The organism is Citrobacter sp. CRE-46 (assembly GCF_059615875.1).
Genome location: NZ_CM184341.1, coordinates 4,183,313 through 4,197,413, shown reverse-complemented (window position 1 = coordinate 4,197,413; position 14,101 = coordinate 4,183,313). Strand labels below are relative to the sequence as shown.

The window sequence follows — 14,101 nt, the reverse complement described above, 5'->3', positions numbered from 1 at the left end:
AGATCAAATCTTCCGAGGATTTTAGAATGGCTGAAATTACCGCATCCCTGGTAAAAGAGCTGCGTGAGCGTACTGGCGCAGGCATGATGGATTGCAAAAAAGCACTGACTGAAGCTAATGGCGACATCGAGCTGGCAATCGAAAACATGCGTAAGTCCGGCGCAATCAAAGCGGCGAAAAAAGCAGGCAACGTTGCTGCTGACGGCGTAATCAAAACCAAAATCGACGGCAACATCGCTTTCATTCTGGAAGTTAACTGCCAGACTGACTTCGTTGCTAAAGATGCTGGTTTCCAGGCATTTGCTGACAAAGTACTGGACGCTGCCGTTGCTGGCAAAATCACTGACGTTGAAGTTCTGAAAGCACAGTTCGAAGAAGAACGTGTTGCGCTGGTTGCTAAAATCGGTGAGAACATCAACATTCGTCGCGTGGCTTCCCTGGAAGGCGAAGTTCTGGGTAACTACCAGCACGGTGCGCGTATCGGTGTTCTGGTTGCTGCTACTGGCGCTGACGAAGAACTGGTTAAACAGCTGGCAATGCACGTTGCTGCAAGCAAACCAGAATTCGTTAAGCCGGAAGACGTTTCTGCTGAAGTGGTAGAGAAAGAATACCAGGTTCAGCTGGACATCGCCATGCAGTCTGGCAAGCCGAAAGAAATCGCAGAGAAAATGGTTGAAGGCCGTATGAAGAAATTCACCGGCGAAGTTTCTCTGACTGGTCAGCCTTTCGTTATGGAACCGAGCAAATCTGTTGGTCAGCTGCTGAAAGAGCACAACGCTGACGTAACTGGTTTCATCCGCTTCGAAGTGGGTGAAGGCATCGAGAAAGTTGAGACTGACTTTGCAGCAGAAGTTGCTGCGATGTCCAAGCAGTCTTAATTTTTAAAGGAGCCGCCTGAGGGCGGCTTCTTTTTGTGTCTGGCTTGTAAATTCAGCGAACCGCTATAGTGGTCATGCTGAAAAGCGACATACAATGTCGCCGGAATTAACTCATCTCATTCGTTGACAGTCTCAGGAAAGAAACATGGCTACCAATGCAAAACCCGTCTACAAACGTATTCTGCTTAAGTTAAGTGGCGAAGCTCTGCAAGGTTCAGAAGGCTTCGGTATTGATGCAAGCATACTTGACCGTATGGCTCAGGAAATCAAAGAGCTGGTTGAGCTGGGTATTCAGGTTGGCGTAGTGATTGGTGGCGGTAACCTGTTCCGTGGTGCTGGTCTGGCGAAAGCAGGGATGAACCGCGTTGTGGGCGACCACATGGGCATGTTAGCCACCGTAATGAACGGTCTGGCGATGCGCGATGCGCTTCACCGCGCCTATGTGAACGCTCGCTTGATGTCCGCCATTCCTCTGAACGGCGTGTGTGATAACTACAGCTGGGCGGAAGCTATCAGCCTGCTGCGTAACAACCGCGTTGTTATTTTGTCTGCAGGTACCGGCAATCCGTTCTTCACTACTGATTCAGCAGCCTGTCTGCGCGGTATTGAAATTGAAGCGGATGTGGTACTGAAAGCTACCAAAGTGGACGGCGTATTTACTGCCGACCCGGCTAAAGATCCTACGGCGACCATGTACGAACAGTTGACCTACACTGAAGTACTGGATAAAGAGCTGAAAGTGATGGATCTGGCGGCGTTCACGCTGGCTCGTGACCACAAATTACCGATTCGTGTCTTTAACATGAACAAACCGGGTGCGCTGCGCCGTGTTGTTATGGGTGAAAAAGAAGGCACGTTAATCACGGAATAATTCCCGTTGCGGCTAAATGCAGGTAATATTCCGCTTTAATGTCGCGGGATACGTCCCTCAAAATTAATCAAGACTATACTTGTCACAGCTTGCGTGGTGGGTATGGTCTGACTGAAACGAGCTTTCAAGGATTCGTAACGTGATCAACGATATCAGAAAAGATGCTGAAGTACGCATGGACAAATGCGTCGAAGCGTTCAAAAATCAAATCAGCAAAATTCGTACGGGCCGTGCTTCTCCTAGCCTGCTGGATGGTATTGTCGTGGAATATTACGGCACGCCGACTCCGCTGCGCCAGCTGGCAAGCGTAACGGTTGAAGATTCCCGTACCCTGAAAATCAACGTGTTTGACCGTTCCATGGGACCAGCCGTTGAAAAAGCAATTATGGCTTCCGACCTTGGTCTGAATCCAAGTTCAGCGGGTTCCGACATCCGCGTTCCGCTGCCGCCGCTGACCGAAGAGCGTCGTAAAGATCTGACCAAGATCGTGCGTGGCGAAGCTGAAGGCGCGCGTGTTGCCGTACGTAACGTACGCCGCGATGCAAACGACAAAGTGAAAGCGCTGTTGAAAGATAAAGAGATCAGCGAAGACGACGATCGCCGTTCTCAGGACGAAGTACAGAAACTGACTGACGCAGCGATCAAGAAAGTTGATGCGGCGCTGGCAGAGAAAGAAACGGAACTGATGCAGTTCTGATTCATCTGTACGCTAAAAACGCCGCTTAGAAGGCCTGCAAAGGCTGGATGGCGGCGTTTTGCTTTTTTCTGTCTATACCCTATTTTTCTGGATGTCTCATGAAGCAATTAACCATCCTGGGATCAACCGGTTCCATTGGTTGCAGTACGCTGGATGTAGTACGCCATAACCCGGAAAAATTTCGTGTTGCTGCGTTGGTTGCGGGAAAGAATGTTGCCCGTATGGTGGAGCAATGCCTGGAATTTTCTCCTCGCTATGCGGTAATGGACGATGAAAAAAGCGCGGCATTGCTAAAATCGGCTCTGCTGGAGCAGGGTAGCCGCACTGAAGTTATGAGCGGACAGCAGGCCGCCTGTGATATGGCCGCGCTGGATGATGTTGATCAGGTCATGGCGGCGATTGTCGGCGCAGCGGGCCTGCTGCCGACGCTTTCGGCAATCCGCGCGGGCAAAAGCATTTTGCTGGCGAACAAAGAGTCTCTGGTCACCTGCGGACGTCTGTTTATGGACGACGTGAAACGCCACAAAGCGCAGCTTTTGCCGGTAGATAGCGAGCATAACGCGATTTTTCAGAGTTTACCGCAACCGATCCAACTCAATCTGGGATACGCTGACCTTGAGCAAAACGGCGTCGTGTCCGTACTGCTTACCGGGTCTGGTGGCCCTTTCCGTGAAACGCCATTGCGCGATCTGGTTGCTATGACCCCCGATCAGGCATGTCGTCATCCGAATTGGTCGATGGGACGAAAAATCTCTGTCGATTCAGCCACCATGATGAATAAAGGTCTGGAATACATTGAAGCGCGTTGGTTATTCAATGCCAGCGCAAGCCAGATGGAAGTGCTGATTCATCCGCAGTCGGTTATTCATTCGATGGTACGTTATCAGGATGGCAGTGTTCTGGCGCAGTTGGGGGAACCTGACATGCGTACACCTATTGCCCATACGATGGCATGGCCGGAACGTGTGAAGTCTGGCGTTAAGCCTGTCGACTTTTGCCAACTCAGTGTGTTGACGTTTTCCGCACCTGATTATCAGCGCTATCCGTGCCTGAAACTGGCGATGGACGCGTTTGAGCAAGGGCAGGCGGCAACGACCGCACTGAACGCCGCGAATGAAATTACCGTTGCCGCATTTCTGGCGCAGCAGATTCGATTTACCGATATTGCCGATCTTAATTTATCCGTACTGGATAAGATGGATTTGCAGGAGCCGCAGAGCGTTGATGACGTGCTGAAGGTTGATACCATCGCGCGGGAAGTCGCCAGAAAAGAAGTGATGCGACTCTCAAGCTGATGATAATCCCTCTACGGAAGATCGTGCTATTTGTTAGCGTTGGGCTTCAGTGATATAGTCTGCGCCACTCGATCGCGGGTAGTTGCTTTTTTTCGGTCGGGTAAGCCGTGGTTTGACACGGCTTTTTTGTGGATGGGCTTCAGTATTCCTGAGTACCGTAAATCCTTTCAGGGACTAAAAACGCGTTATGTTGTCTGCAACTAAACCATTAAGCGAAAATTTGCCAGCACATGGTTGCCGCCATGTTGCAATCATCATGGATGGCAATGGCCGCTGGGCGAAAAAGCAAGGGAAGATTCGCGCCTTTGGGCATAAGGCCGGAGCAAAATCCGTCCGCCGGGCTGTCTCTTTTGCTGCCAATAACGGTATTGATGCGTTAACGCTGTATGCCTTTAGCAGTGAGAACTGGAACCGACCTGCGCAGGAAGTGAGCGCGTTAATGGAACTGTTTGTGTGGGCGCTTGATAGCGAAGTGAAAAACCTGCACCGCCATAACGTACGTCTGCGTATTATCGGGGATATCAGTCGATTTAACTCACGTTTGCAAGAACGGATTCGCAAATCAGAAGCGCTTACCGCCCAGAATACCGGGTTGACGCTGAATATTGCAGCGAATTACGGTGGACGGTGGGATATTGTCCAGGGAGTCAGGCAACTGGCACAACAGGTGCAGGAAGGTCTGCTGCGCCCAGAGCAAATCGATGAAGAGATGCTTGGGCAGCAAATTTGTATGCATGAACTGGCCCCTGTGGATTTAGTGATAAGGACTGGGGGAGAACATCGAATTAGTAATTTTTTGTTGTGGCAAATTGCCTATGCCGAACTTTACTTTACGGATGTTCTCTGGCCCGATTTCGATGAACAAGACTTTGAAGGTGCGCTGCATGCCTTTGCTAATCGTGAGCGTCGTTTCGGCGGCACCGAGCCCGGTGATGAAAAAGCCTGATGGGGGTCGCTTTTGCTGAAGTATCGCCTGATTTCTGCTTTTGTTTTAATACCCGTTGTCATCGCGGCGTTGTTTTTGCTGCCGCCGGTGGGGTTCGCCATTGTTACGCTGGTTGTCTGTATGTTGGCCGCCTGGGAATGGGGACAGTTAAGCGGTTTTACCACGCGTACACAGCGAGTCTGGCTGGCGGTTTTGTGCGGGCTATTGCTGGCGCTAATGCTATTTTTACTGCCAGAATACCATCGCAATATTCATCAGCCGCTGGTTGAAGTATCGCTATGGGCGTCGCTGGGTTGGTGGATCGTCGCGCTGTTACTGGTACTGTTTTACCCAGGTTCTGCGTCGGTCTGGCGTAATTCCAAAACATTACGCATAATTTTCGGCGTGCTAACCATTGTTCCTTTCTTTTGGGGAATGCTGGCGCTACGGGCATGGCACTATGATGAAAATCATTATAGTGGCGCGTTATGGCTGCTGTATGTCATGATCCTCGTCTGGGGAGCGGACTCTGGCGCGTATATGTTTGGTAAGCTGTTTGGCAAACACAAACTGGCACCGAAGGTTTCTCCTGGTAAAACCTGGCAGGGTTTTATTGGCGGACTCGCCACTGCGGCCGTAATCTCATGGGGTTATGGCATGTGGGCGAATCTTGAAGTTGCGCCTGTCACCTTGCTCATTTGCTCCATCGTTGCAGCCCTGGCCTCCGTGCTGGGTGACCTGACTGAGAGTATGTTTAAGCGTGAAGCAGGTATTAAGGACAGTGGTCACTTAATTCCAGGACACGGCGGTATTCTGGATCGTATTGATAGCCTGACGGCTGCGGTACCGGTCTTTGCCTGCCTGTTGTTACTGGTATTCAGGACGCTCTAACGGATGGTCTTATGCTGAGTATTCTCTGGAATCTGGCTGCATTCATCGTCGCACTCGGTGTGCTTATCACCGTGCATGAATTTGGTCATTTCTGGGTTGCACGGCGCTGCGGAGTCCGCGTTGAGCGCTTTTCCATTGGCTTTGGAAAAGCGCTTTGGCGTCGTACCGATAAACTGGGTACAGAATACGTCATCGCTCTAATCCCCCTCGGCGGTTACGTCAAAATGCTGGATGAGCGCGCTGAACCGGTGGTACCGGAGCTGCGCCATTACGCTTTCAACAATAAAACGGTTGGGCAGCGCGCGGCTATTATCGCCGCAGGTCCGATCGCAAACTTCCTTTTTGCTATTTTCGCTTATTGGCTGGTGTTTATCATTGGCGTTCCTGGCGTTCGTCCGGTTGTTGGTGAAATAACACCCAACTCGATTGCTGCGCAGGCGCAAATTCAGCCTGGTACGGAACTAAAAGCGGTTGATGGTATCGAAACCCCTGATTGGGATGCCGTGAGACTGCAGTTGGTTTCCAAAATTGGCGATGAGCATACAACGCTCAGCGTGGCGCAGTTTGGCAGTAACCAGCGGCAGGACAAAACGCTGGATTTGCGCCATTGGGCATTTGAGCCAGACAAACAGGATCCCGTCGCCAGTTTAGGGATTCGCCCACGCGGTCCGCAGATTGAATCGGTGCTGTCAGAAGTGCAGGCTAACTCGGCTGCAAGTAAGGCGGGTTTGCAAGCTGGCGACAGGATCGTTAAAGTCAATGGTCAGCCGCTGACGCAATGGATGATGTTCGTGACGCTGGTGCGCGATAATCCGGATAAGCCGTTAGCGCTAGATATTGAAAGACAAGGCAGTTCCTTGTCTTTAACGTTAACCCCGGATTCAAAACAGGTTAACGGGAAGGCAGAAGGTTTTGCGGGCGTGGTGCCTAAAATTATTCCTCTGCCTGATGAGTATAAGACTGTACGCCAGTATGGACCCTTCAGCGCCATCGTCGAAGCCTCGGATAAAACGTGGCAGTTGATGAAGCTGACGGTCAGTATGCTGGGAAAATTGATTACCGGTGATGTAAAACTGAACAACCTCAGTGGGCCGATTTCTATCGCCCAGGGGGCTGGGATGTCAGCGGAGTTCGGGGTGATTTATTACCTGATGTTCCTTGCGCTTATCAGCGTGAACTTAGGGATAATTAACCTGTTTCCGTTGCCCGTTCTTGACGGGGGGCATCTGCTGTTCCTGGCGATTGAAAAGCTGAAGGGCGGTCCGGTATCCGAGCGGGTTCAAGACTTTAGTTATCGCATTGGCTCTATCTTGCTGGTGTTGTTAATGGGGCTTGCACTTTTCAATGATTTCTCTCGGTTGTAAGAGAGTGTTAGGAAGAACGCATAATAACGATGGCGATGAAAAAGTTGCTCATAGCGTCGCTGCTGTTTAGCAGCGCCACCGTATACGGTGCTGAAGGGTTCGTAGTGAAGGACATTCATTTCGAAGGCCTACAGCGAGTCGCCGTTGGTGCGGCTCTCCTCAGTATGCCGGTGCGCACAGGCGACACGGTTAATGATGAAGACATCAGTAATACCATTCGTGCTCTGTTCGCCACCGGTAACTTTGAGGATGTCCGCGTCCTGCGCGATGGTGATACCCTTCTGGTTCAGGTAAAAGAACGTCCGACGATTGCCAGCATTACTTTCTCCGGTAACAAATCGGTGAAAGACGACATGCTGAAGCAAAACCTCGAGGCGTCTGGCGTACGTGTTGGCGAGTCTCTGGATCGCACCACGCTTGCCGATATCGAAAAAGGCCTGGAAGATTTCTACTATAGCGTCGGTAAGTACAGCGCCAGTGTGAAAGCGGTGGTAACGCCGTTGCCGCGTAACCGCGTTGACCTCAAACTGGTCTTCCAGGAAGGTGTTTCGGCGAAGATCCAACAGATCAATATCGTCGGCAACCATGCCTTCTCGACTGACGAACTTATCTCTCACTTCCAACTGCGTGATGAAGTGCCGTGGTGGAACGTAGTGGGCGATCGTAAATACCAGAAACAGAAACTCGCGGGCGATCTCGAAACCCTGCGCAGCTACTATCTGGATCGCGGTTATGCTCGCTTTAATATCGATTCTACCCAGGTGAGCCTGACGCCGGATAAAAAAGGTATCTACATCACCGTTAACATCACTGAAGGCGATCAGTACAAGCTTTCTGGGGTAGAGGTGAGCGGTAACCTGGCCGGACACTCCGCCGAAATTGAGAGCCTGACCAAAATCGAGCCAGGCGAACTCTATAACGGCACCAAAGTGACCAAAATGGAAGATGATATCAAGAAGCTTCTGGGGCGCTATGGCTATGCCTATCCGCGCGTACAGTCGCAGCCTGAAATCAACGATGCCGACAAAACCGTTAAATTACGCGTAAATGTGGATGCGGGTAACCGTTTCTATGTGCGTAAGATTCGCTTTGAAGGTAACGACACGTCTAAAGACTCCGTTCTGCGTCGCGAAATGCGTCAGATGGAAGGCGCATGGTTGGGCAGCGATCTGGTCGACCAGGGTAAAGAACGTCTGAACCGTCTGGGTTACTTTGAAACCGTCGATACCGATACTCAGCGTGTTCCGGGCCGTCCGGATCAGGTTGATGTGGTCTATAAGGTGAAAGAGCGTAACACTGGTAGCTTTAACTTCGGCGTCGGTTACGGTACCGAGAGCGGCGTGAGCTTCCAGGCGGGCGTTCAGCAGGATAACTGGTTAGGTACCGGTTATTCCGTCGGGATTAACGGCACCAAAAACGACTACCAGACCTATACTGAGCTATCTGTCACCAACCCGTACTTCACCGTTGACGGTGTGAGCCTTGGCGGTCGCGTCTTCTATAACGACTTTGAAGCGGATGATGCAGACCTGTCCGACTATACCAACAAAAGTTATGGTACTGACGTAACGCTCGGCTTCCCGGTTAACGAATACAATACGCTGCGTGCTGGCCTGGGTTATGTACATAACAAACTGTCCAACATGCAGCCGCAGATCGCGATGGATCGTTATCTTGAGTCGATGGGACAACCCGCTGATACCAGCAGTTTTGCCGCTGATGACTTCACCTTCAACTACGGTTGGACGTACAACAAGTTAGACCGTGGTTATTTCCCGACAGACGGTTCGCGTGTCAACCTGAATGGTAAAGTGACCATTCCGGGTTCTGATAACGAATACTACAAATTGTCGATGGATACCGCGACCTACGTGCCGATTGATGACGATCACAAATGGGTTGTCCTGGGCCGTACCAAGTGGGGTTATGGTGATGGTATCGGTAGCAAAGAGATGCCGTTCTACGAGAACTTCTATGCTGGTGGTTCCAGTACCGTGCGTGGTTTCCAGTCGAATACTATCGGCCCGAAAGCTGTTTATAAAAATGGCGCCCACACGAGCTGGGACGATAATAATGATTACGAAGACTGTACTCAGGAAGCTGGCTGTAAATCTGATGATGCGGTAGGTGGTAACGCCATGGCTGTCGCCAGCCTGGAGTTTATTACCCCGACGCCGTTCATCAGCGACAAGTATGCCAACTCGGTCCGTACCTCGTTCTTCTGGGATATGGGTACCGTTTGGGATACGAACTGGGATCCGTCATCTGCGCCGTCGGATGTACCGGACTATAGCGATCCGAGCAATATCCGTATGTCAGCAGGTATCGCTTTACAATGGATGTCCCCATTGGGGCCGTTGGTTTTCTCCTACGCCCAACCGTTCAAGAAGTACGATGGAGACAAAGCGGAACAGTTCCAGTTTAACATTGGTAAAACCTGGTAATTGTTCTTCGCAAAGGAATGTAGTGGTAGTGTAGCGCTGACTTTAGGCGATCTTGCATGGGATCGCCTGGCCACGCAAAGAACTGTACCTTCGGGTGCAAATGGGATGGTAAGGAGTTAATTGTGAAAAAGTGGTTATTAGCTGCAGGTCTCGGTTTAGCGATGGCAACGTCCGCACAGGCCGCTGACAAAATTGCAATCGTCAACATGGGTAGCCTGTTCCAACAGGTTGCACAGAAGACAGGTGTTTCCGCTACGCTGGAAAACGAGTTCAAAGGCCGTGCCAGCGAACTGCAGCGTATGGAATCCGATCTGCAATCTAAAATGCAGCGTCTGCAATCAATGAAAGCGGGTAGCGATCGTACCAAGCTGGAAAAAGACGTTATGGCTCAGCGTCAGACTTTCTCACAGAAAGCTCAGGCTTTTGAGCAGGATCGTGCGCGTCGTTCCAACGAAGAACGTGGCAAACTGGTTACTCGTATCCAGACAGCTGTGAAATCTGTTGCTAACAGCCAGAGCATCGATCTGGTCGTTGACGCAAACACCGTTGCATACAATAGCAGCGATGTAAAAGACATCACCGCTGACGTACTGAAACAGGTTAAATAAGTAATGCCTTCAATTCGACTGGCTGATTTAGCAGAGCAGTTGGATGCAGAATTACACGGTGATGGCGATATCGTCATCACCGGCGTAGCGTCCATGCAATCTGCGCAAACTGGCAATATCACGTTTATGGTGAATCCTAAGTACCGTGAACACTTAGGCGTATGCCAGGCTTCTGCCGTTGTCATGACGCAGGACGATCTTCCTTTTGCTAAGAGTGCAGCGCTGGTAGTGAAGAATCCCTACCTGACCTATGCTCGTATGGCGCAAATTTTAGATACCACGCCGCAGCCCGCACAAAACGTTGCACCGAGTGCAGCGATCGATGCGACGGCGAAGCTGGGTAAAAATGTCTCGGTGGGCGCAAATGCGGTCATTGAGTCTGGCGTAGAACTGGGCGATAACGTGGTTATTGGCGCAGGCTGCTTCGTCGGAAAAAATACAAAAATCGGCGCAGGTTCTCGCTTGTGGGCGAATGTGACGATTTACCACGACATTCAGATCGGTGAGAATTGCCTGATCCAATCCAGCACTGTCGTCGGTTCGGATGGATTTGGTTACGCGAACGATCGCGGTAACTGGGTGAAGATCCCGCAGCTTGGTCGCGTGATTATCGGCGATCGCGTCGAGATCGGCGCTTGTACTACCATTGACCGTGGTGCCCTGGACGATACTGTGATCGGTAATGGTGTTATCATTGATAATCAGTGCCAGATTGCACATAACGTTGTGATTGGCGACAATACGGCGGTAGCCGGTGGCGTCATTATGGCGGGTAGCCTGAAGATTGGCCGTTACTGCATGATTGGCGGCGCCAGCGTGATCAATGGGCATATGGAAATATGCGACAAAGTCACGGTAACTGGCATGGGTATGGTGATGCGTCCTATCACGGAACCTGGCGTCTACTCCTCAGGCATTCCGCTACAACCCAATAAGGTATGGCGTAAAACAGCTGCACTGGTGATGAATATTGATGATATGAGCAAGCGCCTCAAAGCGATTGAGCGCAAGGTTAATCAACAAGACTAAAGCACCTTTTTTGCATGTCTGACTTTTCGGCCTGTCCCATTCATACGATTGCGACAGGCCGTGTTATTATTGCCTTTTAGTATATTTTGACAGGAAGAGTATTTTGACTACTAACACTCATACTCTGCATATTGAAGAGATTTTAGAACTTCTGCCGCACCGTTTTCCGTTTCTGCTGGTTGACCGCGTGCTGGATTTTGAAGAAGGTCGTTTTCTGCGCGCAGTGAAAAATGTATCCGTTAATGAGCCTTTCTTCCAGGGCCACTTCCCAGGCAAACCTATTTTCCCTGGCGTACTGATTCTGGAAGCGATGGCGCAGGCCACCGGTATCCTCGCATTTAAAAGCGTAGGAAAACTGGAACCAGGCGAACTGTACTATTTCGCGGGTATTGACGAAGCGCGCTTTAAGCGTCCTGTCGTGCCGGGCGATCAGATGATCATGGAAGTGACTTTCGAGAAAACGCGCCGTGGCCTGACCCGTTTTAAAGGGGTTGCGCTGGTCGACGGTAAAGTTGTGTGCGAAGCAACGATGATGTGTGCCCGTAGCCGGGAGGCCTGATACGTGATTGATAAATCCGCCTTTATTCACCCTACCGCCATTGTGGAAGAGGGCGCCAGTATTGGCGCTAACGCTCACATTGGCCCATTTTGTATTGTTGGACCCCATGTTGAAATTGGTGAGGGTACCGTACTGAAGTCTCACGTTGTCGTGAATGGCCATACAAAAATTGGTCGCGATAACGAGATCTATCAGTTTGCCTCCATCGGCGAAGTTAACCAGGATCTTAAATATGCTGGCGAACCGACCCGCGTGGAAATTGGCGATCGCAACCGCATCCGCGAAAGCGTCACCATTCATCGTGGCACAGTGCAGGGCGGTGGAGTGACGAAGGTGGGCAGCGATAACTTACTGATGATTAATGCGCACGTCGCGCATGATTGTACGGTAGGCAACCGCTGTATTCTGGCGAATAACGCCACGCTTGCCGGACATGTTTCGCTGGATGATTTTGTTATCATCGGCGGCATGACTGCGGTGCATCAATTCTGCATCATCGGCGCGCATGTGATGGTTGGCGGCTGTTCTGGCGTTGCTCAGGACGTGCCACCGTACGTTATCGCCCAGGGCAACCACGCGACGCCGTTTGGCGTAAATATCGAAGGTCTGAAGCGTCGTGGGTTCACCCGCGAAGCGATTACCGCGATTCGTAATGCCTACAAAGCGTTGTACCGTAGCGGTAAAACGTTGGAAGAAGCGAAACCGGGAATCGCCGAACTGGCGAAACAGCACCCTGAAGTCCAGGCTTTCAGCGACTTCTTTGAGCGCTCAACGCGTGGTCTGATTCGTTAATGACTGAGCAGCGTCCTTTAACGATTGCCCTCGTCGCCGGAGAAACCTCCGGCGATATTCTTGGTGCAGGGCTAATCCGCGCACTCAAAGCTCGTGTTCCTAATGCGCGTTTTGTTGGCGTGGCGGGGCCGCTAATGCAGGCCGAAGGCTGTGAAGCCTGGTACGAAATGGAAGAACTGGCGGTGATGGGCATTGTTGAAGTGCTCGGACGTCTGCGCCGTTTACTGCATATTCGTGCCGATCTCACTCGTCGATTCACCGAGCTCAAGCCGGATGTTTTCGTTGGCATTGATGCGCCTGATTTCAATATTACCCTTGAAGGGAACTTGAAAAAGCAGGGCATAAAAACCATTCATTATGTCAGTCCGTCCGTCTGGGCGTGGCGACAGAAACGCGTTTTCAAAATAGGCAGATCCACTAATATGGTGCTGGCTTTTCTGCCTTTCGAAAAAGCGTTTTATGACAAATTTAACGTCCCGTGCCGCTTTATCGGCCACACCATGGCGGATGCCATGCCGTTGGATCCGGATAAACACGCGGCCCGTGATATTTTGGGTATTCCCCACGACGCGCATTGCCTGGCGCTGCTGCCAGGAAGCCGTGGCGCAGAAGTGGAGATGCTCAGCGCCGATTTTCTGAAAACGGCGCAACTGTTACGTCAGCATTATCCGGATCTCGAAGTTGTGGTGCCGTTGGTGAATGCCAAACGCCGGGAACAGTTTGAGCGTATCAAGGCAGAGGTTGCGCCGGAGCTTTCCGTGCATCTGCTTAATGGCATGGGACGTGAAGCGATGGTGGCCAGCGACGCGGCGCTGTTGGCTTCAGGCACCGCCGCGCTGGAATGTATGCTGGCAAAGTGTCCGATGGTGGTCGGCTACCGCATGAAACCCTTTACCTTCTGGCTGGCGAAGCGTCTGGTGAAAACGGATTACGTTTCGCTTCCTAACCTGTTAGCGGGAAGAGAACTGGTTAAAGAGCTGTTGCAGGAAGAGTGTGAGCCGCATGCGCTGGCGCAAGCGCTGTTGCCGTTACTGGCGAATGGCAAAACCAGCCATGCGATGCATGACACTTTCCGTGAACTGCATCAGCAGATCCGTTGCAATGCTGATGAGCAGGCAGCGGATGCAGTCCTGGAGTTAGCGCAATGATTGAATTTGTTTATCCGCATACGCATTTAGTGGCGGGTGTGGATGAAGTCGGGCGCGGTCCTTTGGTCGGCGCGGTTGTTACTGCTGCCGTTATTCTGGATCCGGCTCGCCCGATTATCGGTCTTAACGACTCAAAAAAATTGTCGGAAAAACGTCGCCTGGCGCTGTTTGATGAAATAAAAGAAAAAGCGTTAAGCTGGAGCGTGGGCCGTGCGGAACCGCATGAAATCGACGATCTGAATATTTTGCATGCCACCATGCTGGCGATGCAGCGTGCGGTCGCGGGGCTGCATATTGCGCCGGAATACGTACTGATTGACGGCAATCGTTGTCCGGCATTACCGGTACCGTCGATGGCGGTAGTCAAAGGTGATAGCCGCGTAGCGGAGATTAGCGCAGCGTCAATACTGGCAAAAGTGACCCGCGATGCTGAAATGGCAGCGCTGGATACGGTTTTTCCGCAGTATGGCTTTGCGCAGCACAAAGGCTATCCAACCGCTTTTCATCTGGAAAAATTGGCACTGTATGGCGCGACAGAGCACCATCGCCGCAGTTTTGGCCCCGTCAAACGCGCACTGGGACTCACGTCCTGATTCTTGT

14 protein-coding genes are annotated in these 14,101 nt (G+C 51.4%); all 14 read left to right on the top strand.

What is annotated here, in order from left to right; genetic code table 11:
• Positions 1 to 26 precede the first annotated feature (26 nt).
• The 14 genes from tsf (at position 27) to rnhB (ending at position 14,094) form a co-directional block, all read left to right on the top strand.
• Positions 27 to 878 (top strand): translation elongation factor Ts, encoded by an 852-nt coding sequence (gene tsf, locus AC534G_RS20525; RefSeq protein WP_003018551.1) that lies wholly within the window; start codon positions 27 to 29, stop codon positions 876 to 878.
• Positions 879 to 1,023: 145 nt separating this feature from the next.
• Complete coding sequence (gene pyrH, locus AC534G_RS20520; RefSeq protein WP_003018549.1) at positions 1,024 to 1,749, top strand: UMP kinase; 726 nt, start codon at positions 1,024 to 1,026, stop codon at positions 1,747 to 1,749.
• Between the two features lie 139 nt (positions 1,750 to 1,888).
• A complete protein-coding gene (gene frr, locus AC534G_RS20515) occupies positions 1,889 to 2,446 on the top strand; it encodes a ribosome recycling factor (RefSeq protein WP_006686783.1) in 558 nt (185 codons plus the stop codon).
• A 98-nt stretch (positions 2,447 to 2,544) separates the two neighbouring features.
• Positions 2,545 to 3,741, top strand: a complete 1,197-nt coding sequence (ispC, locus tag AC534G_RS20510; RefSeq protein ID WP_496594460.1) for a 1-deoxy-D-xylulose-5-phosphate reductoisomerase — start codon at positions 2,545 to 2,547, stop codon at positions 3,739 to 3,741.
• A 187-nt stretch (positions 3,742 to 3,928) separates the two neighbouring features.
• Positions 3,929 to 4,687, top strand: a complete 759-nt coding sequence (gene ispU, locus AC534G_RS20505) for a (2E,6E)-farnesyl-diphosphate-specific ditrans,polycis-undecaprenyl-diphosphate synthase (protein WP_032940405.1) — start codon at positions 3,929 to 3,931, stop codon at positions 4,685 to 4,687.
• A 12-nt stretch (positions 4,688 to 4,699) separates the two neighbouring features.
• Positions 4,700 to 5,557: a phosphatidate cytidylyltransferase gene (gene cdsA, locus AC534G_RS20500; protein WP_038637406.1), complete on the top strand. Its 858-nt coding sequence runs from the start codon at positions 4,700 to 4,702 to the stop codon at positions 5,555 to 5,557.
• A gap of 11 nt (positions 5,558 to 5,568) precedes the next feature.
• A complete protein-coding gene (gene rseP / locus AC534G_RS20495; protein ID WP_038637407.1) occupies positions 5,569 to 6,921 on the top strand; it encodes a sigma E protease regulator RseP in 1,353 nt (450 codons plus the stop codon).
• 29 nt (positions 6,922 to 6,950) lie between these two features.
• Entirely contained in the window at positions 6,951 to 9,365 is a 2,415-nt protein-coding gene (bamA, locus tag AC534G_RS20490; RefSeq protein WP_038637411.1) for an outer membrane protein assembly factor BamA, read from the top strand.
• 122 nt (positions 9,366 to 9,487) lie between these two features.
• Positions 9,488 to 9,973, top strand: a complete 486-nt coding sequence (gene skp, locus AC534G_RS20485; protein ID WP_016151765.1) for a molecular chaperone Skp — start codon at positions 9,488 to 9,490, stop codon at positions 9,971 to 9,973.
• Positions 9,974 to 9,976: 3 nt separating this feature from the next.
• A complete protein-coding gene (lpxD, locus tag AC534G_RS20480) occupies positions 9,977 to 11,002 on the top strand; it encodes a UDP-3-O-(3-hydroxymyristoyl)glucosamine N-acyltransferase (protein ID WP_038637414.1) in 1,026 nt (341 codons plus the stop codon).
• Between the two features lie 103 nt (positions 11,003 to 11,105).
• Positions 11,106 to 11,561 carry a 3-hydroxyacyl-ACP dehydratase FabZ gene (gene fabZ / locus AC534G_RS20475; protein ID WP_003018528.1) on the top strand — a complete coding sequence of 152 codons (456 nt, stop codon included), beginning with the start codon at positions 11,106 to 11,108 and terminating at the stop codon, positions 11,559 to 11,561.
• Positions 11,562 to 11,564: 3 nt separating this feature from the next.
• Complete coding sequence (gene lpxA, locus AC534G_RS20470; protein ID WP_110498722.1) at positions 11,565 to 12,353, top strand: acyl-ACP--UDP-N-acetylglucosamine O-acyltransferase; 789 nt, start codon at positions 11,565 to 11,567, stop codon at positions 12,351 to 12,353.
• Entirely contained in the window at positions 12,353 to 13,501 is a 1,149-nt protein-coding gene (gene lpxB / locus AC534G_RS20465) for a lipid-A-disaccharide synthase (RefSeq protein WP_038637418.1), read from the top strand. The genes lpxA and lpxB overlap by 1 nt, the downstream gene beginning before the upstream one ends.
• Complete coding sequence (rnhB, locus tag AC534G_RS20460) at positions 13,498 to 14,094, top strand: ribonuclease HII (RefSeq protein ID WP_038637421.1); 597 nt, start codon at positions 13,498 to 13,500, stop codon at positions 14,092 to 14,094. Before lpxB ends, rnhB begins: the two co-directional genes overlap by 4 nt.
• Positions 14,095 to 14,101: the final 7 nt, after the last annotated feature.

What these genes read in the sequence shown, in the direction of transcription:
- rnhB (WP_038637421.1), top strand. Translation starts at nt 13,498, where the DNA reads ATGATTGAATTTGTTTATCCGCATACGCATTTAGTGGCGGGTGTGGAT.
- tsf (WP_003018551.1), top strand. Translation starts at nt 27, where the DNA reads ATGGCTGAAATTACCGCATCCCTGGTAAAAGAGCTGCGTGAGCGTACT.
- bamA (WP_038637411.1), top strand. Translation starts at nt 6,951, where the DNA reads ATGGCGATGAAAAAGTTGCTCATAGCGTCGCTGCTGTTTAGCAGCGCC.
- lpxD (WP_038637414.1), top strand. Translation starts at nt 9,977, where the DNA reads ATGCCTTCAATTCGACTGGCTGATTTAGCAGAGCAGTTGGATGCAGAA.
- rseP (WP_038637407.1), top strand. Translation starts at nt 5,569, where the DNA reads ATGCTGAGTATTCTCTGGAATCTGGCTGCATTCATCGTCGCACTCGGT.
- ispU (WP_032940405.1), top strand. Translation starts at nt 3,929, where the DNA reads ATGTTGTCTGCAACTAAACCATTAAGCGAAAATTTGCCAGCACATGGT.
- pyrH (WP_003018549.1), top strand. Translation starts at nt 1,024, where the DNA reads ATGGCTACCAATGCAAAACCCGTCTACAAACGTATTCTGCTTAAGTTA.
- ispC (WP_496594460.1), top strand. Translation starts at nt 2,545, where the DNA reads ATGAAGCAATTAACCATCCTGGGATCAACCGGTTCCATTGGTTGCAGT.
- lpxB (WP_038637418.1), top strand. Translation starts at nt 12,353, where the DNA reads ATGACTGAGCAGCGTCCTTTAACGATTGCCCTCGTCGCCGGAGAAACC.